Raw genomic sequence first — 14591 nt, forward strand, 5'->3', positions numbered from 1 at the left:
TCCTCCTGTGGGTCGCATCGTCGTGGGTGTGTGCATAGCTCTGTAGTTGGATGGTAGCGAGTCGGTACGAGCGGCGTCGGATGTGAGGTTGTGTGGGGCTAGAAGGCCCCTACGATACCCTCGTCGAGAAGTACGGACGCGCGGCTGGTCGACGGTCGGTCGCGGTGTCCAGCACGCGCAGTCGTCACGTACGGAACCAAATCGCCCCGGATAATAAGCGTTCTGTGAGAGGATTTGCCGCACGTGGCGGCCGATGGCGGGCGTTCGGGGCACAAATCGGCGCCCCGAAACCACGCGTCGCTCGCGGGGACGAACTCTGACCGGAGACGGCGTCATGGGCCTACGCCCGGACCTCCTCTTGCTCCTCGTCGACGCCGAGCTCCTTGGCGAACCGCTCCAGCTCGGTCATCGTGACCTGCTGTTTCTCCGCGCCGTAGTCCTTGACGCGGCGGGTCACCTCGCGGACCTCGGCGTCGGTCGGGGCGTAGCCGGCATCCTGTAGCCGTTCGCGCACCGAGTGGGTCCCGGTGTGCTTCCCGAGCACCAGTTCGCGCTCGGCACCCACCATCTCGGGGGTCATCACGCCCGGTTCGAACGTGTCTGAGTTCTCGATGACGCCGGCGGCGTGGATGCCGCTCTCGTGGGAGAACGCGTTCGAGCCCACGATGGGCTTGTTGGCCGGCACCGGGATGTCGGACTTCTCTTCGACCATCCGCGACAGCTCGGTGATGCGGGTCGTGTCGATGCCGGTGTCGACGTCGTAGAGCGACTCCAGTGCCATCACGACCTCCTCGTAGGCGGCGTTGCCGGCCCGTTCGCCGATGCCGTTGACCGACACCTGGGCCTGGCTCGCGCCGGCCTCGAAGCCGGAGATGGCGTTGGCCGAGGCGAACCCGAAGTCGTCGTGCGTGTGCACGTCGATTCGCGCGGTCGTGTGTGCGTCGACGATCTCGATGAGATCGTAGAACCGCCGGGGCGTCGCCACGCCGACGGTGTCCGGGATGTTGATCCAGTCCGCACCGGCCGCGGACGTCTCCTCGATGACCTCGATGAGGAACCCCTCGGAGGTCCGGGTGGCGTCCATCGGCGAGAACATGCACTCGACGCCGGCCTCTTTGACGCGCTCGATGCACTCGATGGCCGCGTCGAGCGCCTCCTGCCGGGTGGCGTGCATGGAATCTTGCAACTGTACGTCGGACGTCGAGACGAACGTGTGGACCATGTCGACGCCGGAGTCCAGCGCCGCCTCGATGTCTTTCTCGACAACACGGGCCAGTCCGCAGGTCGTCCCCCGGGTGGACTCGGCGATGTCGCGCACTGCCTCGAACTCCGCGTCGGAGTTGACGGGGAACCCGGCCTCGATGACGTGGGTCCCCATCTCGTCTAACAGCGCGGCTATCTCGCGTTTGTCCTCGTAGTTGAACGACGTGCGTGGCGACTGTTCACCGTCGCGCAGCGTGGTGTCGAAAATGCGTGCGTCTGTTATCTCAGACGTGGAATCCAGTGTGCCCTGGAAGAACTCGATCCGCCGGAGAATCCGACGTGCCCTCGTTGTTGGACATAATCACTTCTTTCTGGACGCTTCCGGTACTTATAGTTGTCCGTTGCGGGCGTCGGCGTCTGGCGCCGGCGTAGCCGGCGCGACTCCGGCGGATTCGCACACTCACCCGTGGCCGGCGACGGAATTGAAGAACTACTTAGTGGCGCCACGGAGTCGTTCCACCAATGAGCGATATCGACAGGACGGACGGCGACGAGTCGCTGCGGGAGGCCGTCGAGCGGTCCCGGAGCGGGGCGCCCGCCGTCGGCAGCGTCGTCCGGGACCGGTTCTCGTCGGACGAGGTCTTCCAGCGCATCGTCGCCGCCGCGGACGAAGAGATCACGTCGGGGTCCCGGGAACTGTTCTTCAGCGCACTCGCGGCGGGCTTCGCGATCACGATCACCTTCATGCTGTACGTCTCGATGAAGACCTCGACCGGGTCGGACCCGGTGCTGAGCGCGCTCCTGTATCCGCTCGGGTTCATCTACATCATCATCGGCGGCTACCAGCTGTACACCGAGAACACGCTCCCGCCCGTCGCGCTGACCCTCGAGCGCCTGGCCAGCGTCCCGGCGCTCCTGCGGAACTGGCTCGTCGTCCTCGCGGGGAACTTCACCGGCGGGGCACTGGGGGCGGCCGCACTCGCGTTCGGCGGCGTCCTCTCACCGGAGGCCGCGACGGTCGCGGCCGACATCGCCCGCGAGGGGGTCGACACCGCCTGGTGGAGCCTGTTCAGCAAGGCCGCCTTCGCCGGGCTCATCGTCGCCGGCGTCGTCTGGGTCGAGTACGCCGCACGGGACACCATCTCCCGCCTCGTGGTGGTCTACCTGGCCTTCCTCGCGATTCCGCTCGGAGGGCTGTACCACTCCGTCGTCTCCTTCACCGAGATGACCTACCTGGTGTTGCACGGCGACATCGCGCTCGGCCTCGGCCTCGCTGAGTTCGTTCTCCCGGTGCTGCTCGGCAATACTGTCGGCGGCGTCGTGCTGGTGACCGTGGTCAACTACTTCCAGACCACCGAGGAGCGGCTCGCGTCGGCCCGGTTCGAAGGGGCTGAACGACAGCTCTCCATACCGGAGTGGACGCTCGGGAGCCTCGCCGGGCGCTCCTATGTGCCGCTGCTGGATACTGAGGACGCGCCCGCCGTGGCCGACGAGGACGGCTACCGGATTCTCGTCCCCATCCTCAACCCCAGGACCGAAGGTGACCTCGTCCGCCTGGCCTGTCTCCTGGCGAGCGACAGGCCGGACGCGGTCGTCTCCCCGGTCCACATCGTCCAGACGCCCGACGGGCGTGGCAGGTACGGCTCGAGGGAGCGCCAGCAGGTCGTCGACGAGTCGGACAGACTGATGGCGGACCTGGCGGACGTCGCCGCCGACTACGACGTCGACTACGAGAGCTCCACGGTCGTCTCCCAGCGCTCGTTCGAGGCCCTGTTCGAGGTGGCCCGCCGGAACCAGGCGGACCTGGTCGTGATGCAGTGGGACGACGACCGGGTGTGGGGCGCCGCGAGGGCCTCCCGGTCGCTCAGCGACCTGACACGCGAACTCCCCTGTGACTTCCTCGTCCTCAAGAACCGCGGGTTCGACCCGTCGCGCGTCCTGCTCCCCATCGAGGCCGGGCGCAACTGCGAGCTGAGCGCGCAAGTCGGGCGCACGCTCCGGTCGGTGGCCGGCGCCGACCTCTCGCTGTTGCACGTCGTCGACGGCCCCGACGAACGCGAGGCGGGGGAGGCGTTCCTCAAACGCTGGGCGCACGAGCAGAATATCGAGGACGCGACGCGAACGGTCGACGACTCGGGCGACGTGGAGACGGCAATCGCCCGCGAGGCCCGGTCGCACTCGCTGGTCATCGTCGGGGCGACCGAACGGGGCCTCCTTACGCGTCTCGTCCACGACTCGCTGAACCTCTCGGTCGTCGACGACCTCGAGTGTTCGGTGTTGCTCACCGAGCGGGCGACGCCCCGGTCGCTCTCGGAGCGGTTGTTCGGCCGTCGCTGACGGGGCGGGGGGTCCGGCCCACGGCCACCCAGGGCCGGCCGGCGGCAAAGGACCGGCGCGGCCCGCGCTGCGGTGGATTTTTGCTGGTGCCACGTCTGCTCCCGTGCATGAGTGATTTCGAGGGGCTCGACCTGCAGGCCGTCGAGGACCAGATGGACGTCGACGCCGACACCAGCGGGAGCAACCGCGTGGTCCTGGGCGTCCTCGACGGGACGACGGCGGACGAGGAGTGGATCGACGCCGTCGACGGCGGGGCCGTCCTCGTCTTGCACGTCGACGGGGACCTGAACGAACTCGCGTCGGGGTTCGCCCGTCCGATAACCGAGGCCGGCGGCGAGCTCATGCACTTCCGCGGGTTCCTCGTCGTCACGCCCCCCGGCGTCAGCATCGACACCGACCGCCTGGACTGACGTCGACCTACTCGTCGACCAGCGTCAGGTAGTGGCCGTCGGGGTCCCGTATCCGGACACCCTCCTCGACGGCCGTCACCGCGGGCGCCTCGTCGGTGACGGCCCGGGCGGTCGACGCCGGGTCCTCTGCGACCACGCCGAAGTCGACGTGGACGCCCCCGCGGGCGTCGGCGATCCCCAGTCGCGGTGCCCACAGTTCCAAGTCGAGGTCGCCGGTGGTGCACCTGACCCGCCCGGACTCCCGATCGTCGTCCACCACGTCGAAGCCCAGCGCGGTGTAGAACTCGACGGCGGCCGGGAGATCCTCCACCTCGAGGACGAGTTCGAACAGCCCGGAGACGCCACGGCCCTCGTGGGCGCGCTCGCCGAGTTCCACGCAGTTGCCCTCTGGATCGTAGAAGTACAGCGAACGGTCGCCGCCGAACGTCTCCTCGACCAGGTCGAACTGCGCGTCGAGGCGCTCGTACCAGTCGTCGTACTCGCTGTCGGGTATCGTCAGCGCGTAGTGAGTGTGCAGGCCGCCACGGGGGACCACTCCCGGGGCACGCAACCGGAGGTCGGTGTCGCCGGCCGCGAGGACGGCTTCGGACTCGGACTCCTCGACGACGTCGAGTTCGAGGAAGGCGTCGTAGAACGCCGCCGCGCGGTCGGCGTACTTCACCTCGAGGGTCAGCCAGGCCGGGGCAGAGAGCATGGCGGACGTACGCCGCCCAGCCCCAAAGGTCCCGGTACCTAACCCAGTGGCGGACCCATTTATCTGCCCGAAGGCCGTACGCTCTCACATGTCACTCAAGCAGAGCGGTCCGGCGACAGACTGGACGGCGGTCGACCGCTGGGACCGCGGCGTCAGCTGGATTGCGTACCCGGACGAACCGATGCAGCGCGCGAGCCACGTGCTCTCGACGGACGCGGGCGTGTTCGTGGTCGACCCGGTGGACGCGGAGGGCATCGACGACCTGTTCGCCGAGTTCGGCGACGTCGTCGGCGTCGTCCTCCTGCTGGACCGCCACAAGCGCGACTGCGCCGCCGTCGCCACCCGGCACGGCGTCCCCGTCTACGTCCCCGACTGGATGAGCGGCGTCGAGGACGACCTCGCGGCCCCGTCGAGCGCGTCCACCGCCAGCTCCCGGATACGGACTACGGCGTCCACAAGGTCATCAAGAACCCGCTCTGGCAGGAGGCGGCTCTCTACGGGGACGACGACGATACACTGGTCGTCGCGGAGGCCGTCGGCACGGCGGACTTCTTCCTCGTGGGGTCGGAGCGCCTGGGCGTCCACCCGGCACTCCGCCTGACGCCGCCGACGAAGCTCGGACGGCTGGCCCCCGAGCGGATTCTGGTCGGCCACGGGCACGGCGTGATGGACGACGCGGCGGCGGCACTGACGGACGCACTCAAGGGCTCTCGGACCCGGGCGCCGGGCCTGTTCGCGAAGACGGTCAAGTCGCTGGTCATGGGGTGAGGGGGCGCCGACGGGACTTTACGCTCACCGCGCTAACGTAGGGTGTGGTCTACATCACCCGCGGCCTCGTCGACACTCTGTTGCGCCTGGCAGGCGAGGCGGAACCGTCCGACGTGACCATCTCGCTTTCCGTGACCCCCGCCGGCGAGTTGCCGGAGACGGGGCTGCCCGACGAGGCGCCGGTGTTCACCGACTTCTACCTCCCGTCGGCCGGAGGGTCGGTCAACGCCGTCTTCGGGATGGACCTTGGGATGCCTGCCGGCCAGACTCAGGGGCGCTTTGTCTCGCACCCGAAGGGCGACCTGAGCATCAGCGAGGCCGACGACCTCCACGAGGTGGTCTTCGTCGGGATACCGCCGTGGGGCCACGACTCGTTCGCGGCGTTCGACCGGTCGGGCCGGAAGCAGGACGTCAGGATTCTGGACGTCGAACCGCCCGAGGAGTACCTGGCCTGACCTACTCCAGGTAGCCCAGGTCGCGTAGCTGGTCGGTGATGTCCTGGAACTCCGCCTCGGTGAGCTCGCCCTCTCGCTGGTGCTGGACGACGATGCTCCGGAGCAGGAAGCGAACGAGGTCCGACGTGCTGGAGAAGCTGGTCCCCTCGATGGTCTCCTCGACGCGGTCGGCGAGGTCTTTCGGGATAGAGACCGTGGTGTAATCGGCCATAGCGTATCCTACGATGCCGACGGGAAAGGAGTTGTCCTCTCAGGCCTGGTCGGCCTCGGTGTCGAACTGTCCCATGACGGCGGCGCTGGTCGGCGAGAACATCATGGGTGCGCGGTCGCTGCGCGAGCGAGTCTCGGGGAAGGAAGCGGAGTCGGTCGTGAACGCGTCGTCGTCGGTCGGGGTCGTGATCTGTGTGGTCATCCTGGGGGTCGATAGTGTCGTGTTGGTTCGGTCGATCGGGCTTTGGTCGAGTCGCTGTGGCGTGCCGGCGGGCGAATTGCTTTGGGTACAAGCATGACGTACTACTCCGTTACGAGCCATCGGTAATAAACGTTAATGATTTATTATCCACTATTCTGCGGTGTGGTATCTACCCACACACCCTCTCGGGCGGATTCCCTCAGACGACCAGCCGCTTCTCGTAGTCGGTCAGGTTCTCGTACCCGTCCTCGGTGACCACCAGGATGTCCTCGATACGGACCCCGCCCACGTCGGGGTCGTACAGCCCCGGTTCCACGGTCACGACGTGACCCGGCCGCAGTTCCCCGCCGTCGGGCGAGAGACGCGGGAGCTCGTGGACGTCGAGGCCGACGCCGTGGCCGGTGCTGTGGATGAACCCCGTCTCGGTCCGCTCGTCGCTCCGGAGGGTCGGCAGGCCGGCCTCCTCGTAGACGTCACAGACGGCGTCGTGGACGGCCTCGCCGGTCACGCCCGCCTCGAGGACGTCGTAAGCAGCGTCCATGGCCCGCTCGGTCAGGTCGTACCACTCGGCGATGGTCTCGCTGGGCTCGCCTTTCACGAACGTCCGGGTCATGTCGGCGTGGTACTTCGTTGCCTTGTCCCGGGAAGATGTCGACGATGATGGCCTCGTCGGCCGAGAGCGGGCCGCTCCCGCGGTCGTGAGGGTCCGCCGCGTCGGTTCCGCAGGCGACGATGGTCTCGTCGAGCGAACACCCTGCCTGCAGGAGCGTGACCTCGATCTCGGTCTTGACGCGCTCGCTCGTCAGCACCTCCCCGTCGGCCTCGAGCGTGTCGTCGTCCCGGACCGATGCCGAGCGCAGGAGGTCCTCGGCGGCGGCCATCGCCGCCTCGTTGGCCCGCTGTGCGGTCCGGACGTGTTCGACCTCCGGGTCGGTCTTCGTGGCCCGAATCTGGGTGACGATGCCGTCCGTGTCGGGGGTCACCTCGATGCCACGGTCGCGGAGGCCGTCGGCCGTCTTCAGGGGGAACCGCGGCGGGACCGCGACGTGTTCGACGTCGTACGAGCGCAGGAAATCGGCCAGGACGTAGGCGACCGCCGTCTCGGCGCCGTGTGCCTCGATGTGGTCTGCGTGGTCGAAGTCGACGTAGCGCTGGACGGTGTCGGCCCGCGACTCCCGCTTGGCGCGGCCGAACTCGAGGCTGCGCGGGAAGAGGAGGTGCGTCTCGCCGTCGTACAGCGTCATGAACGGGTCGGGCGCGTCGAACCCCGAGAGGTACAGCTGGTCGGACAGCGTCGAGTCCGCGTCGACGAAGTAGCCGTCCGCACCGATGTCGTCGAGATACGTGTCGAGGCGCGAGAGGTCGGGGTCCATACTGTGGCTACCGACGGCGAGGGGCATAGGCGTGGCGACACGGGACCCGCTCAGTCGTCGCTCTCGACCTGGCAGGTGAACTGCGTCCCGCGGTTGTCCGCCACGTAGCGGTAGACCCTGGTACCGGCGCGGGCGACGGGTGCGAGCCCCATCAGCCAGACCAGCGGGAAGAACACCCGGAACTGCCGGAGCAGTTCACGGAAGGCGTCGTAGCCCGCGTAGGCCGTCGTCCCGTCGAACGCGTACATCGCGCTCTGGAAGTCGACGTCGCCGCGCTGGCGGTAGGCGTCGGGCGCCTCCGCCTGCGGGATGAACCGGACCGTGTCGGTGACATCGAGTATCCTGAACAGGTACAGGCTCCGCATGCAGAAGTAACACTGCCCGTCGAAGACCACGTCGAGGGCCCGGTCGCTGACGACGCGCTCGTAGATGCGGTCCCACGCCAGGAACGTCAGCAAGAGCGGGTAGGTGTCGACGAAGATGCCAAGCAGGAGCAACACGCCCGTCTGGAACCCCAGCAGGCCGATGATAAAGGGCGTGACCGTGACGCCGAGCAGCACCGCGACGAGCAGTCCCATCTCGACGACGAGCGTCCCGATGGACCCGGCGGTTATCAACGCCGGGTACTCCACCAGCGCCGGGCCGAGGGGAACGTGCCACTGGTAGAAGGCGTCGCGGACCACGATGATGCGCGAGAGCGTGACCGGTCCGAAGTAGCCGGCGTGGAACCCGCCGAACGGCCCGTTCGGGAACAGTTTGTTGAACCCGGACCCGAAGTAGATCATCGCGATGACGAGCAGCGACCACTTCAACGCTGGCAGCTGGTAGGAGTCTCGCCCGGAGACGATGAAAGACCGCAGCGAGTCCACCGACCAGTCTCTCGTCCGGCGCAGGCCGTCGACGGAGAGCGCGTGCGTCTCCGAGAAGAGACTGTAGAACAACAGGAAGTAGACCCCGAGGAACAGCGCCTGGGACTCGCCGGAGTTGTTCTGTATCTCCCTGACGGTCCCGAAGTGCGCCAGAATCAGGGCACTGACGCCGCCTGTAAAGCGGATGCGATAGCCCACGGCAAAGAGGACAAGCAGGGCGATGAGCATCCACTTCTCGACGGTCATGAACAGGCCCGGCGCCACCGGTGGGACCGCCCACGTGAACTCCGGCGTCAGGTAGAACGGCACCTCGAAGAACTCGTTCCAGTCGTACATCGCCGTCTTCCAGACGAGCCACACGGTGAGTATCGTCCGCCCGACCGCGAGGTTGACCGGTGACGAGCGCGCCTCGTCGGCGAAGTAGTTAACGAACATCGCGTGCCTCCAGTTCGGCCGCGGCTCCTGGCTCGCCCTCGTCGTAGTACTCGAAGACGACCGCCTCGGACTGGGAGACGACTTCGGACCCGTCGGCGGACGACTCGATCTCGACGCGGTAGAGTCGGAGGCCGACGAACTCGCCGTACTGGCTGAGTTCGGCCGGCGTCCAGGTAGTCACGTGGCCGTGGGCCGGGAAGTTCGTGGCGTGGCGAAGCTTGACGCCACCGTCGGACCAGACGAGGGAGTTCCGGCCGCCGCCCGCCTCGAGCTCGCCGCGGTACTCCCGGGCGCTCTGCAGGAGGAACCGCGCCACCACCCGGTTCTCCTCCTCGGAGTACTCGGTCAGCATCTGGTGGTGGAGACGGGACATCCGGATCCCCTCGAACTCGAGCGTCGACTTCGCGTCGAACCGCAGTTCCTGGCCGTTCTCGTCGACGACGCGGAACTCGTACTCGACGCGCTCCTGGTCCCACGTGTTCGAGAACTTGTGGTAGGTGGTGAGCGGCGGCACCGTGAGGGGGACGAGGCTGACCTGGCAGAGCAGGAAGACGACGACGAACCCGACGGCGAACGTTCGCCTGACTTCCGGGTGCCGGTTGAACAGGAGCGCGAGGCCGGCGACGGCGAAGAATCCGAAGAATACCAGTGGAAGCACGAGACCGGCGTAAGCCCGGAGTACCTCGATGAGAGACTGGAGTAGCATGATTCTATCGGCCGCCCGCCTCCTCGAGGTGCGAATCTGACATGGTGGTAATACGTGATGCAGTCGCCCACACCGCAACTAAGTATTCCCCGCTTACCCGGTTCGAAGCGGCCTTCGGGGCCTGTCGTCGCTACGTCGGCTTCCGGGAGCGGTATCCTCTTGGCAGCAGGTCACCACGGGCGGATATGGACGTCACAATCGCGACCTCGACGGTCTCCGGGGTGGCACAGGCTCCGCCATCCAAGAGCTACACGCACCGTGCGATTCTCGCTGCCGGGTACGCCGAGTCGGCCCAGGTCCACGACCCGCTGGTGAGCGCCGACACGCGAGCCACGATGCGGGCCGTCGAGGCCTACGGCGGCAGCGTCGACCGCTCGGCCGACGAGTCGACGCTCGACGTCGAGGGCTTCCACGGCCGCCCCGAGACGCCCGACGACGTCATCGACTGTGCCAACAGCGGGACGACGACGCGACTCGTCACGGCCACCGCCGCGCTCCAGGACGGCCTGACGGTGCTCACCGGTGACGACTCGCTCCGTTCTCGGCCACAGGGAGCGTTGCTCGACGCGATCGAGCAACTCGGCGGGCGGGCAGAGAGCACGCGCGGGAACGGACAGGCACCGCTCGTGGTCGGCGGCGGCATCGGCGGCGGGTCCGTCGCCATCCCCGGCGACGTCTCCTCGCAGTACATCACGGCGCTGCTGATGGCCGGGGCGGTCACCGACGAGGGTATCGACGTCGACCTGACGACCGAGCTCAAGTCCTCGCCCTACGTCGACATCACGCTCGAGGTACTGGGCGTTCGGCGTCGATGCCGAGCAGACGGACGCGGGGTACTCGGTCGCGGGCGGCCAGACCTACGACCCGGCGGGCGGCGAGTACCACGTCCCCGGTGACTTCTCGTCCATCAGTTACCTACTGGCGATGGGCGCACTGGCCGCAGACGACGGTCTCCGGATCACGTCGGCGTTCCCGAGCGCCCAGGGTGACATCGCCATCGTCGACGTGCTAGAGCGGATGGGCGCCGACCTCGAGTGGGACCGCGAGGCGGGCGAACTCACCGTCCGGAAGTCGGCGCTTTCGGGCGTCGAGGTGGGCGTCGAGGACACGCCGGACCTGCTCCCGACCATCGCGACGCTCGGGGCCGCCGCAGATGGCGTCACCCGCATCACCGACGCCGAACACGTCCGGTACAAGGAGACAGACCGCGTCAGCGCGATGGCCGATGCGCTCACCGCGATGGGCGCCGTCGTCGAAGAACACGAGGACTCGCTGGTCGTTTACGGCGAGGACAGCGACCTGACCGGCGCGACGGTGGACGGCCGCGCGGACCACCGCATCATCATGTCGCTGGCCGTCGCCGGACTGGTGGCCGACGGCGAGACGACGGTCACCGGCGCCGAGCACGTGGACGTCTCCTTCCCGGGCTTCTTCGACGTGCTCGCTGACCTCGGGGCGACCGTGACGCGGGCCTGATCCCCGGGTAGAGCGGCCCCGTCCAGTCCCGATTCGTCGCGTCAGTCGTCGAGTAGAGTGACTTCGAGGTCACCGTCTTCGCCGAAGTAGACTTCCGTCCCCGCGTAGGTAAAACAGATATTGAGGTGGGTGGCTGCCTCCGGGCTGACGAGTTGGTTGAGGGCCTCCGGGTCCACGGCGTCGTACAATGCAGGGAGGTCTACGGGGTCGGTGTCTGTCAGTACGGCGACGGTCTGCACCACCCGGTCACTGGGTTTCGCGTCTCCGTCTGAGTCGAACGAATCTCGAACCGACGTGCCCGGGGCCTCGGGAGTGTCGCTTTTCTCTCGCATCCCTCAATCGTCTGCTCGTTGCTGGGGAGCCGCAGTCTGGGGAGGTACCAGCTGGGGCGTGACCGTTCCGATGGGGAGCCGGTACGCCAAGGCGTTCAGCGACACGGTCCGCTCGGTCGGTTCCCAATCGACGAGGCCCGCGCTCGCGAGCGTCGGGAGCGCCGTGTGGTGGAGGTAGGCCGAGACGGCTTCGTCCGTGCCACCGTCAGTCGCCTCGTCTGCCGTCAGTTCCGTCGCCAGTTCTTCCACCGCCAGTTCCCCGTTCCTCTCGAACAGTGTCCGGAGGACCGTCCGGCGCTCTTCGCTGGCGAGTGCGCGGAATATCAGGTCCCAGTCTGCCTTCTCAGTCTGAATCATTCAGGTGCTTCTTAGCAAGAGACTAGCAATAGTGTGCTCCTTGTTATTTCAGGACTTTTATGTAGCGGGTAAGCCCCGATTTCTCAGGCCAGTTGCCGACAGCGGCCTGTTATCCCCGGTAGTAAGGCGTTCTTTCGGTCCCCGTCACCGCTCGCTCAGGTCGGTCGCCGACTGCTCCAGAAGGACTTTGCGCAACACCTTGTTCGCACCGCGCCGGACGTTCTCGGAGGCCGTCTGTTCGGTGATGCCCAGATCCTCGCCGATCTCACCGAGTGTGGTCCCGCGTGGCACCTCGAAGTAACCGTTCTCTACCGCGAGCATCAGGGCCTTTCGCTGTGAGTCCGTCAGGCCAAACGAGTAGCCGCCCTTCTGTTCGTCGGTGAGCGTGTAGACCCGCTCTAAGTTGAACGAGATGTCGTGTTCGGTACAGTAGTTGTGGAAGTCCGCCAACCCCGAGTGGTCGTCGAAGCGCAGTCGGAAGCTCCACCGGTCGTTCCCGCTCGCCTCCAGAATCGTGGCGTTGACCTGGGCCATCCCGTAGACCAGGCTCTCGACGTCCTCGTTCCACTGCACCCGGTAGAGTCCCTCCCCGTCGACGTAATCCAGCGCCGTCAGCGACTTGATGCTGTCGTCGGCCCGGACGTGTTTCTCGAAGTCGTCCAGATCGACTCCGGAGACCCAGACGTACGGCATGACCTGTCTCGACGCCGGCACGACGCGCTCCATCTCGACGTGTGTCCCCGCGTCCATCGAGAGCACCTGGCCGAGGATGAATTCGCTGGAGTCGATGGTGAACTTCGCGATTACAGACATCTGATCTGACTCTACTTGCTCCGGAAATATGATAAACCCATGCATCGGCACGGGAGACCGGGTGATCGGTGGTCCCGTCATCTACAAGGTTCAAATGCCCCCGTCCCTCACACCGGTATAATGAACGGCAACGAGTTCGGTCGTCTGTTCCGGATGACGACCTACGGCGAGTCTCACGGCGAGGCGATGGGGTGTACGGTCTCCGGCGTCCCTGCGGGCGTCGAACTCTCCGAAGAGGAGATACAGACGGACCTCGACCGGCGCAAACCGGGCCAGTCGATGATAACGACCTCCCGGGGCGAACCGGACAAGGTGAAGATCAACTCGGGGCTCCAGGACGGCTACACCACCGGGACGCCCATCGGGATGGTCATCCAGAACAAGGACGCCCGGTCGGGCAAGTACGAACCGTTCATCACGGCTCCCCGCCCCTCGCACGGCGACTACACCTACTCGGCGAAGTTCGGGACCCGCAACTGGGGCGGGGGCGGCCGGTCGTCCGCGCGCGAGACGGTCAACTGGGTCGCCGCGGGCGGCGTCGCGAAGGCGGTGCTCGCCCAGTCCGACTACGACGTGACCATCAAGGCCCACGTCTGCCAGATCGGCGACGTCGAGGCCGGCCCGGTCACGTTCGAGGACATGCTCGAACACAGCGAGGCAAACGAGGTTCGGTGTGCCGACCCCGACGCCGCGGAGAAGATGCGCGACGTCGCCGACAGGTACCAGAAAGAGGGCGACTCCATCGGCGGCGCCATCTACTTCGAGTGCCGCGGTGTCCCGCCGGGGCTGGGCGCGCCTCGCTTCGACAGTTTCCCCTCGCGACTGGCCCAGGCGATGTACTCGATCCCGGCGGTCAACGACTTCGAGTACGGCATCGGCCGCGCGGCCCGGACGACCGCCGGCAGCGAATACAACGAGGACTGGGAGTTCGACGCGGACGGCGATCCCGTCCCGGTCGGCAACGACCACGGCGGCATCCAGGGCGGCATCACGACCGGCCAGCCCATCTACGGCGAGGTGTCCTGGCACCCGCCCGTCTCCATCCCGAAGACCCAGGAGACCGTCGACTGGGAGACCGGCGAGCGAAAGGAGATCACTGTCACCGGGCGCCACGACCCCGTCTTGCCGCCGCGCGCCGTACCCGTCGTCGAGGCGATGCTGTACTGCACCGTGCTGGACTTCATGCTCCTGGGCGGACGCATCAACCCGGACCGGCTGGACGACCGCCCCGGCGAGTACGACACGGCCTATCACCCCTCCAGCCCGCAGAACGACCCCGAGGACGCCGGGACCCACGCGAAGACCGTCGACGAGGACTGAGATGGACGCGAACCAGGAGTCGATGTCGAATCCCTTCGGGATGGACGCCGAGTGCCGGAACTGCGAGGCGCTCTGTGCGACCCGCGAGAACGTCGTCCACGGCTACGGCGACGTCGGCGCGGAGTTCCTGTTCCTGGGCCCGTCGCCGAGTGAGGGGGCCGACGCGTCGGGGATCCCCTTCACTGGCGCGACCGAGCGGGAACTGCTGGACATCCTGGCCGCCGTCGACATGTGCGAGGACCCCGACGCCGACGAACCGGAACTGCCCAACGCCTTCCTCACGTACGTCACGCGGTGTCGCCACCCCGACCGCGAGGCGACCGAGGAGGAGATGCTCAACTGCGAGCCGTACCTCAACAGCGAGATACGGATGATAAACCCCGAGATACTGGTCCCGGTCGGCCAGCGGGCGCTCGAGGAGCTGGCCTTCGAGTACACGACCGAGAACGCGGCCGACCTAGACGTGACCGAACGGCACGCGACGACCATCCGCGGCCGCGGGTTCGAGATCGTCCCGATGGTCCACCCGGCCGACCAGACCGACGCGCAGCGGACCGCGTTCCTCGAGCACTTCAGCGAGACGCTCGGCCGCGACTACCGACAGACGAAGGGGCGGCGGGGCCGGTAGGGA

At 67.2% G+C, this 14591-nt stretch carries 14 protein-coding genes and 3 pseudogenes; 7 read left to right on the plus strand and 10 right to left on the minus strand.

What is annotated here, in order from left to right:
- Positions 1-340: 340 nt before the first annotated feature.
- Positions 341-1537 (minus strand): LeuA family protein, encoded by a 1197-nt coding sequence (locus P1N55_RS03070; RefSeq protein ID WP_276278670.1) that lies wholly within the window; start codon positions 1535-1537, stop codon positions 341-343.
- Positions 1538-1725: 188 nt separating this feature from the next.
- Between P1N55_RS03070 and P1N55_RS03075 the strand changes: the two genes are divergently transcribed.
- The gene (locus P1N55_RS03075; RefSeq protein WP_276277531.1) at positions 1726-3540 is read left to right on the plus strand and encodes a formate/nitrite transporter family protein; all 1815 of its coding nucleotides are present in this window, start codon (positions 1726-1728) and stop codon (positions 3538-3540) included.
- 107 nt (positions 3541-3647) lie between these two features.
- On the plus strand, positions 3648-3950 hold the full coding sequence (locus tag P1N55_RS03080; protein ID WP_276277532.1) for a DUF5779 family protein: 303 nt from the start codon (positions 3648-3650) through the stop codon (positions 3948-3950).
- Between the two features lie 7 nt (positions 3951-3957).
- Here P1N55_RS03080 and P1N55_RS03085 read toward each other — a convergent pair whose 3' ends face one another.
- Positions 3958-4644 carry a VOC family protein gene (locus tag P1N55_RS03085; protein ID WP_276277533.1) on the minus strand — a complete coding sequence of 229 codons (687 nt, stop codon included), beginning with the start codon at positions 4642-4644 and terminating at the stop codon, positions 3958-3960.
- Between the two features lie 88 nt (positions 4645-4732).
- On the opposite strand from P1N55_RS03085, the pseudogene P1N55_RS03090 reads away from it, so the two are divergent.
- Positions 4733-5412: pseudogene (locus P1N55_RS03090) on the plus strand (hypothetical protein).
- Between the two features lie 44 nt (positions 5413-5456).
- Positions 5457-5867, plus strand: coding sequence for an MPN domain-containing protein (locus tag P1N55_RS03095; protein ID WP_276277534.1), 411 nt, complete (start codon positions 5457-5459; stop codon positions 5865-5867).
- A 1-nt stretch (position 5868) separates the two neighbouring features.
- Here the strand turns inward: P1N55_RS03095 and P1N55_RS03100 are convergent, their stop codons facing one another.
- The 5 genes and pseudogenes from P1N55_RS03100 to P1N55_RS03120 all read right to left on the minus strand — a co-directional run bounded on the left by P1N55_RS03100 (position 5869) and on the right by P1N55_RS03120 (position 9662).
- Positions 5869-6078: a ribbon-helix-helix domain-containing protein gene (locus P1N55_RS03100; protein WP_276277535.1), complete on the minus strand. Its 210-nt coding sequence runs from the start codon at positions 6076-6078 to the stop codon at positions 5869-5871.
- Positions 6079-6117: 39 nt separating this feature from the next.
- Positions 6118-6279, minus strand: coding sequence for a hypothetical protein (locus P1N55_RS03105; protein ID WP_276277536.1), 162 nt, complete (start codon positions 6277-6279; stop codon positions 6118-6120).
- A 199-nt stretch (positions 6280-6478) separates the two neighbouring features.
- Positions 6479-7652, minus strand: a pseudogene (locus P1N55_RS03110) (M24 family metallopeptidase).
- A 50-nt stretch (positions 7653-7702) separates the two neighbouring features.
- Positions 7703-8956: a thiol-disulfide oxidoreductase DCC family protein gene (locus P1N55_RS03115; protein ID WP_276277537.1), complete on the minus strand. Its 1254-nt coding sequence runs from the start codon at positions 8954-8956 to the stop codon at positions 7703-7705.
- The gene (locus tag P1N55_RS03120) at positions 8946-9662 is read right to left on the minus strand and encodes a hypothetical protein (protein WP_276277538.1); all 717 of its coding nucleotides are present in this window, start codon (positions 9660-9662) and stop codon (positions 8946-8948) included. Before P1N55_RS03120 ends, P1N55_RS03115 begins: the two co-directional genes overlap by 11 nt.
- A 185-nt stretch (positions 9663-9847) precedes the next feature.
- Here P1N55_RS03120 and aroA point away from each other — a divergent pair.
- Positions 9848-11138: pseudogene (gene aroA, locus P1N55_RS03125) on the plus strand (3-phosphoshikimate 1-carboxyvinyltransferase).
- Between the two features lie 41 nt (positions 11139-11179).
- On the opposite strand, the gene P1N55_RS03130 reads toward aroA, so the two are convergent.
- From P1N55_RS03130 to P1N55_RS03140, 3 genes are all read right to left on the minus strand, one after another.
- Positions 11180-11470, minus strand: coding sequence for a HalOD1 output domain-containing protein (locus tag P1N55_RS03130; RefSeq protein ID WP_276277539.1), 291 nt, complete (start codon positions 11468-11470; stop codon positions 11180-11182).
- A 3-nt stretch (positions 11471-11473) separates the two neighbouring features.
- Entirely contained in the window at positions 11474-11827 is a 354-nt protein-coding gene (locus tag P1N55_RS03135) for a DUF7344 domain-containing protein (protein WP_276277540.1), read from the minus strand.
- A gap of 144 nt (positions 11828-11971) precedes the next feature.
- Entirely contained in the window at positions 11972-12640 is a 669-nt protein-coding gene (locus P1N55_RS03140) for a helix-turn-helix domain-containing protein (RefSeq protein ID WP_276277541.1), read from the minus strand.
- Positions 12641-12760: 120 nt separating this feature from the next.
- Here P1N55_RS03140 and aroC point away from each other — a divergent pair, with 120 nt between their 5' ends.
- The gene (gene aroC, locus P1N55_RS03145) at positions 12761-13960 is read left to right on the plus strand and encodes a chorismate synthase (RefSeq protein ID WP_276277542.1); all 1200 of its coding nucleotides are present in this window, start codon (positions 12761-12763) and stop codon (positions 13958-13960) included.
- A gap of 1 nt (position 13961) precedes the next feature.
- Positions 13962-14588 (plus strand): uracil-DNA glycosylase, encoded by a 627-nt coding sequence (locus tag P1N55_RS03150; protein WP_276277543.1) that lies wholly within the window; start codon positions 13962-13964, stop codon positions 14586-14588.
- The last annotated feature ends 3 nt before the right edge of the window (positions 14589-14591 follow it).

The organism is Haloarcula regularis (assembly GCF_029338315.1).
Taxonomy (GTDB): Archaea; Halobacteriota; Halobacteria; order Halobacteriales; family Haloarculaceae; genus Haloarcula; species Haloarcula regularis.